We start from the raw sequence: 5,833 nt of genomic DNA, 5'->3' as shown, positions 1-5,833 counted from the left end.
CCGCGGGGCCGGACCCGGTGTGCACCGGACCGGCCCCGCGGACGTCGTCCTGGTCAGCCCTGCACGCGCTCCAGCACGAGCTCGCGCACGCGGCCCGCGTCGGCCTGGCCGCGCGTCGCCTTCATGACGGCGCCGATGATCGCGCCGACCGGGCCGAGGTTGCCGGACCGGATCTTCTCGGCGATGTCGGGCTGGGCGGCCAGCGCCTCGTCGATCGCGGCGAGCAGCGGGCCGTCGTCGGAGACGACCTCGAGCCCGCGCGCGACGACGACGGCCTCGGGCTCGCCCTCGCCCGCCAGGACGCCCTCGAGCACCTGGCGTGCGAGCTTGTCGTTGATCCGCCCGTCGTCGACGAGCTTCTGGAGGGCACCGATCTGCGCGGGCGTGATCGGCAGCGCCTCGAGCTCGACCTCCTGCTGCTTGGCGGTGCGGGCGAGCTCGCCCATCCACCACTTGCGGGCGGCGGCGGGCGACGCACCGGCCGCGACGGTCGCCTCGATGAGCTCGACCGCGCCGGCGTTGACGACGTCGCGCATCTCCGCGTCGGCGTAGCCCCACTCCGTCTGCAGCCGACGGCGACGGGCCGCGGGCAGCTCGGGCAGCGTCGCGCGGATCTCCTCGACCCACGCGCGGTCGGGCGCGATGGGGACGAGGTCCGGCTCCGGGAAGTAGCGGTAGTCCTCGGCGTCCGACTTCACGCGGCCCGACGTCGTCGTGCCCGTGTCCTCGTGCCAGTGCCGCGTCTCCTGGACGATCGCGCCGCCGTCGTTGAGCACGCCCGCCTGCCGCGAGATCTCGTAGCGCACGGCACGCTCGATCGAGCGGAACGAGTTGACGTTCTTGGTCTCGGTGCGGGTGCCGAGCGCCGACTCGGGCGTGGGCCGCAGCGACACGTTGACGTCCGCGCGCACGTTGCCCCGCTCCATGCGGGCCTCGGACACGCCCAGCGCGCGGAACAGGTCCCGCAGCGTCTGCACGTAGGCGCGCGCGACCTCGGGCGCTCGCTCCCCCGCGCCCGTGATCGGCTTGGTGACGATCTCCACCAGCGGGATGCCCGCGCGGTTGTAGTCGACGAGCGAGTACTCGGCACCGTGGATGCGGCCCGTCGCGCCGCCGACGTGGGTGTTCTTGCCCGCGTCCTCCTCCATGTGCGCGCGCTCGATCTCGACGCGGAACGTCGACCCGTCCTCGAGCTCGACGTCGACGTACCCCTCGTACGCGATGGGCTCGTCGTACTGCGACGTCTGGAAGTTCTTCGGGACGTCCGGGTAGAAGTAGTTCTTCCGCGCGAACCGGCACGACTCCGCGATGGAGCAGTTGAGCGCGAGGCCGATGCGGATCGCGTACTCGACCGCGGTGCCGTTGACCGCCGGCAGCGCGCCGGGCAGGCCGAGCGACACGGGCGTGACCTCGGTGTTCGGCTCCGCGCCGAACGTCACCGCCGCGCCGTCGAACATCTTGGTGCGGGTGCCGAGCTCGACGTGCACCTCGATGCCGATGACGGGATCGAACTGCGTGACGGCCTCGTCGTAGTCCACGAGCGTGGTCATCGGGTCTCCAGTTCCGGGGCCTGGGCCAGCAGCGGGCCGCCCCACTCCTTCTCGAGCAGCGTCTCGAGCGCGGCGCCGACGCGGTACAGCCGGTCGTCCGCCTTGGCGGGCGCGAGCACCTGGAAGCCGACCGGCAGGCCGTCGTCGAGGCCGTTCGGCAGCGACAGGCCGGGCACGCCCGCGAGGTTCGCGGGGATCGTCGCGACGTCGTTGAGGTACATCGCGAGCGGGTCGTCGAGCTTCTCGCCCAGCTTGAACGCCGTCGTCGGGGCCGTCGGCGACACCAGCACGTCCGCCTGCGCGAACGCCGCGTCGAAGTCCCGCTGGATGAGCGTGCGCACCTTCTGCGCCGAGCCGTAGTAGGCGTCGTAGTAGCCCGCCGACAGCGCGTACGTGCCGAGGATGATGCGGCGCTTGACCTCGTCGCCGAAGCCCTGGCCACGCGTCGCGGCCATGACGCGCTCCGCCGTGGGGTTGTCGTCCGGCACGACGCGCAGGCCGAAGCGCATGCCGTCGAACTTCGCCAGGTTGCTCGACGCCTCGCTCGGCATGATCAGGTAGTACGCGCCCAGGGCGTACTCGAAGTGCGGGCAGGAGACCTCGACGATCTCCGCACCCGCAGCGCGCAGCAGGTCGAGCGACTCGTGGAACCGCGCGAGGACGCCCGGCTGGTAGCCCTCGCCCTGGAGCTCGCGGATCACGCCGACGCGCACGCCCGTGAGGTCGCCGGTCGCACCCTCGCGGGCGGCCTCGACGAGCGACGGCAGCGGGTCGGCGATCGACGTCGAGTCGAGCGGGTCGTGGCCGCCGATGAGCTCGTGCAGCAGCGCCGAGTCGAGGACGGTGCGCGTCACCGGGCCGGCCTGGTCGAGCGACGACGCCATCGCGATGAGCCCGTACCGCGACACCGACCCGTAGGTCGGCTTCACGCCGACCGTGCCCGTCACGGCGCCGGGCTGGCGGATCGAGCCGCCCGTGTCCGTGCCGATCGCCAGCGGCGCCTCGAACGCGGCGACGGCCGCCGCGGACCCGCCGCCCGAGCCGCCGGGGATGCGGTCCAGGTCCCACGGGTTGTGCGTGTTGCCGTACGCGGAGTGCTCGGTCGACGAGCCCATCGCGAACTCGTCCATGTTGGTCTTGCCGAGGATCGGCAGGCCCGCCGCCCTGATGCGCTCGACGAGCGTCGCGTCGTACGGCGGCACCCAGCCCTCGAGGATCTTCGAGCCGGCCGTCGTCGGCAGGCCCTTCGTCACCACGACGTCCTTGACCGCGATCGGCACGCCCGCGAGCGCGTGCAGGTCCTCGCCCGCGGCCCGGCGCGCGTCCACGTCGGCCGCGGTCGCGAGCGCCTCGTCGGCACTGACGTGCAGGAACGCGTGCACCGCGCCGTCGACGGCCGCGATCCGGTCGAGGTGCGCCTGCGTGGCCTCGACGCTCGACGTCTCCCCGGCGGCGAGCGCGTCCGCGAGCGCCGCGGCCGAGAGCCGGGTCAGGTCCGCGCTCACGCGTCCTCCCCCAGGATCTGCGGGACCAGGAACTTGCCGTCCTCCGACGCGGGCGCGGCGGCGAGCACCGCGTCGCGGTCCACCGGGGCGACCGGCACGTCGGGGCGGAACACGTTGGTCAGCGGCAGGGGGTGGCTGGTGGCCGGCACGTCGGGCGTGGCGATCTCGCTCACGCGGGCGACCGACTCGACGATGACGTCGAGCTCGCCGGCGAGGCGGTCGATCTCCGCCGGCGTCAGGTCGATCCGGGCCAGCCCCGCCACGCGCGCGACCTCGTCGCGAGAGAGGGTGGACATGCCCGAGAGTCTAGACGTCCGGCCGCCCGCGACCGGAGGCACCCGGTGCCTACGCTGAGGGCATGGCGTCGTCGCCCGAGGACATGATGGCCGCGGTCACCGAGGGGATGCGCGCGCGCACCGGGCGCGACCTCGCGGAGTGGGTGCACCTCGTGCGGACCGGCAGCGGCGTCGACCCCCTCGACCAGAAGGCCGTCCGTGCCTGGCTGCGCGACGTGCACGGGGTGCCGCAGAACACGCAGTGGGCGATCGCGTTCTCCGTCGCGGAGTCCGCCGGGTGGCAGCGGCCCGGTGTCGAGGGGTACGTCGACAGCCAGTACACGGGTGCGCGCGAGGCGCTGCGGCCGATCTACGACGCCGTCGAGTCCGCGCTGGTCGCCCTCGGCGACGACGTCGCGCGCGAGGGGCGCGGCACGTACGTGCCGTTCGTCCGGCGTCGGCAGTTCGCGGCCGTCGCCGCCACCACCGCGACGCGCGTCGACGTCGGGCTGCGGTTCGTCGACCCGCCCGACCACCCACGACTCGTGCCCGCGAGGGCCCCGGGATCGGCGACGCACAAGGTCGGCCTCACCGACGTCGCGCAGGTCGACGACGACCTCGTCGCCCTGCTGCGGCTCGCGTACGAGCAGAACGGCTGACGCGCTCGACAGGCTCGCGGCCGCTCGTGGCGTCAGCCGACGCGCTCGACCGCGGCCGTGACCAGCGAGAGCAGCGCGTCGGCGTAGGCCTCCTCCGCCGAGTCGGCGGTGAACACCTGCTCGGGGTGGCCCGGGCGCTCGACGAGCACCTGGTAGGTGCCGTCCGTCGACCGCGCGAGACTCCGGAACGTGCCGCCGAGCAGCTCGCGCATCTGGTCCTCGCGCGGCAGCCACACGGCGTCCTCCTGCGCGACCGAGTCGAGCGCCCACTCCGTCGTCCCGTTGAAGCCCAGGATCGTGCCCGTCGGGTAGTGGTGCGCCTCGATCGTCATCTCGGAGATCGTGAACACCTCCCCCGCCATGTCGGGCTGGATCACGGCGAAGCGGTCGCCGGACGCGGGGTGCCAGCGCAGGCCGGCCCCCCGCAGGAGGAGCGCGAGGTCGACGGAGATCATGCGTCCAGTATCGTCCGGGCAGCCTGCGACGGCACCCGGCCGGCACGACGGAGGGGACGGGTCAGGGCAGGACGCGCAGCTCGTCGTCGAACGACGCGACGAGCCGGCGCAGGGCGGGGTCGAGCCGCACGGACCGGATCTCGCCGGCGAGGCCCACGTCGGCGAGCGTCCGCTCCCACTCGACCTCGCCGGTGGACCATGCCAGCGCCCGCAGCGTGCCGCCCGCGCGGACGAGGAGCGTCCGGCCGTCGGTGACGACGACGTCGGCGTCGACACCGCTCTCGACCGACCACACCACCGTGCCGTCGGGGCCGTCGAGCCGCGCGAGGCCGGTGTGGGTGCGGACGAGGACGTCGCTGTCGAGCACGGCGAGCGGGAGGCGCGGGAGCGGGCTGCTCCACCGGTCGCGCCCGTCCGACGACCGGACGACCATGTCCGCGCCGGCGAGGCCGCTGCGCATGACGAGCACGTCGTCGGGGAGCGTGCCGTCGTCGATCGCGACCTGCGCGAGGGTCTCCTGCCGGACGAACCCGTCGTCACCCGTGACGCGGCCGCCGAACAGCCCGGCGCGGCCGTTGCGCCCGAGCGCGACGCCCTCACCCGGTGGGACGCTCACCTCCTCGACGACCTGACCGTCGTGGTCGAGCACCCAGGCCGTCTCCCCGAGCCAGACCAGGACGCGACCCGGGCGGGTCGTGCCGAGCACGACCGAGGGCATCGCCTCCGGCTCACCCGGTGTGCCGGCAGCGGACGGGGAGTCCGACGGGGCGCCGGTCGGGGGCGCGTCCCACGTCCACCGCGCGTCGCCGGTGACGGGGTCGGTCGCCTCGACCGCCCAGCCCGCCGGCCTCTCGGAGCCGGCGTCGTGGCCCGCGGTGTCGACCCCGTGCACGCGGACGAGGGCGTCGCCGGTCATGCCGACCCACTCGGCCGGCCCGGCCGTCCCCGTGCGGACGACCTCGCCGCTCGTGGCGTCGACGACCCACCACGTCGAGGACAGCGGGGCACCCAGGACGAGAGTGCCGTACTGGAGCCCGCAGACGGCGAGCGGCCGGTCACCGCCTGCGCGGACGCACCACGGGTCGCCGCCGAGCGCCCCCGCCACGGCCAGGGCGTCGACGTCGCGTGGGCCCGCGAGCGCGTCGAGGTCCTCGTCGTCGATCCAGTACGGCCGTTCCCGGGGCAGCACGCGGGGGACGGGGGTCTCCCACCGCGACGACCAGTCGTCCGGGTGCAGGCCGACGAGGCTCCAGCCGTCGCGCTGGCGCAGCCCGACCATCGTGCCGTCGACGGTGGCGAGCGACTCCGTCCAGACGTCGGGCGCCGGTCCGGGGTGGGCGCGCACACCGGCGTCGAAGGGTGCGACGACGCCGGCGGCGTCCGCGTGAC

General features: G+C 74.3%; 6 protein-coding genes. 1 reads left to right on the top strand and 5 read right to left on the bottom strand.

Annotation, left to right across the window (positions count from 1 at the left end):
* Positions 1–53 precede the first annotated feature (53 nt).
* From gatB to gatC, 3 genes are read right to left on the bottom strand one after another with little or no spacing between them, the layout of a single operon-like run.
* Complete coding sequence (gene gatB, locus HGA02_RS08585; RefSeq protein ID WP_168678666.1) at positions 54–1,550, bottom strand: Asp-tRNA(Asn)/Glu-tRNA(Gln) amidotransferase subunit GatB; 1,497 nt, start codon at positions 1,548–1,550, stop codon at positions 54–56.
* Positions 1,547–3,055, bottom strand: a complete 1,509-nt coding sequence (gene gatA / locus HGA02_RS08580) for an Asp-tRNA(Asn)/Glu-tRNA(Gln) amidotransferase subunit GatA (RefSeq protein ID WP_168678665.1) — start codon at positions 3,053–3,055, stop codon at positions 1,547–1,549. Before gatA ends, gatB begins: the two co-directional genes overlap by 4 nt.
* The gene (gatC, locus tag HGA02_RS08575) at positions 3,052–3,351 is read right to left on the bottom strand and encodes an Asp-tRNA(Asn)/Glu-tRNA(Gln) amidotransferase subunit GatC (RefSeq protein ID WP_124343015.1); all 300 of its coding nucleotides are present in this window, start codon (positions 3,349–3,351) and stop codon (positions 3,052–3,054) included. Before gatC ends, gatA begins: the two co-directional genes overlap by 4 nt.
* A gap of 62 nt (positions 3,352–3,413) precedes the next feature.
* On the opposite strand from gatC, the gene HGA02_RS08570 reads away from it, so the two are divergent.
* Positions 3,414–3,989, top strand: coding sequence for a DUF5655 domain-containing protein (locus HGA02_RS08570; RefSeq protein ID WP_168678664.1), 576 nt, complete (start codon positions 3,414–3,416; stop codon positions 3,987–3,989).
* A gap of 32 nt (positions 3,990–4,021) precedes the next feature.
* On the opposite strand, the gene HGA02_RS08565 is transcribed toward HGA02_RS08570, so the two are convergent.
* Both HGA02_RS08565 and HGA02_RS08560 read right to left on the bottom strand, forming a co-directional pair.
* Positions 4,022–4,444 (bottom strand): pilus assembly protein CpaE, encoded by a 423-nt coding sequence (locus HGA02_RS08565; RefSeq protein ID WP_162351307.1) that lies wholly within the window; start codon positions 4,442–4,444, stop codon positions 4,022–4,024.
* 61 nt (positions 4,445–4,505) lie between these two features.
* Positions 4,506–5,833: outer membrane protein assembly factor BamB family protein (locus HGA02_RS08560; protein WP_210728339.1), on the bottom strand; the 1,328-nt coding region annotated here is incomplete at its 5' end.

This window comes from Cellulomonas septica, assembly GCF_012396155.1.
In the GTDB taxonomy this organism is placed as follows: Bacteria; Actinomycetota; Actinomycetes; order Actinomycetales; family Cellulomonadaceae; genus Cellulomonas; species Cellulomonas septica.
Note: the sequence above shows the minus strand (reverse complement) of the source record. Positions and strands in the feature narration are given on the sequence as shown.